At 46.1% G+C, this 571-nt stretch carries 2 protein-coding genes; both read left to right on the forward strand.

The features are described from left to right. Positions 1–310 (forward strand): 50S ribosomal protein L11 methyltransferase (locus tag CIK04_RS32075; RefSeq protein WP_176463494.1); only part of this gene is annotated, 310 nt, incomplete at its 5' end. Positions 311–456: 146 nt separating this feature from the next. Further along, a partial coding sequence (locus CIK04_RS32080) for a tRNA-dihydrouridine synthase (RefSeq protein WP_176463495.1) occupies positions 457–571 on the forward strand: 115 nt, incomplete at its 3' end.

Below are 571 nucleotides of genomic sequence, written 5' to 3' on the forward strand. Positions count from 1 at the left end.
AGCACTTCTCGCTTCGAAAGACAACGCTCAACGTAATGGCGTTGCCGATCAACTGGATGTTTATCTGCCTCAAGATCAACCAGAAGGTCTGCTTGCTGACGTCGTTGTGGCAAACATTTTGGCGGCACCACTGCGTGAGCTTTCTTCAATCATCAAGGGCCTTGTCAAACCCAACGGTCAATTGGCGATGTCAGGTGTACTGGACACCCAAGCAGAAGACGTAGCCAACTATTACCGTGACGAGCTTCACATTGATCCGATCGTTGAGCAAAGTGAATGGTGTCGCATCTCTGGTCGCAAGCAAGGCTAGATAAGACTTTCAGGGTTAATTGTTTGAAATTCATACAAATTGCAAAAACAATTTGTCAATGCTCAAATATTAGTCTTTTCACGCAGAAAAAAAATGCGTAAATAGCGCGCCCTTGCCTGGTATGAAGCTGTGACGACGTTTGTAAGATCGGAAATTATCAACTTAAGAACAAACTAATCGTAGCGCCGATGGCCGGAGTAACGGATAGACCGTTTCGAGAGTTGTGCCTTCGTTATGGTGCGGGAATGGCCGTCAGTGAAA

The sequence above is a fragment of the Vibrio sp. 03_296 genome (assembly GCF_002265885.1).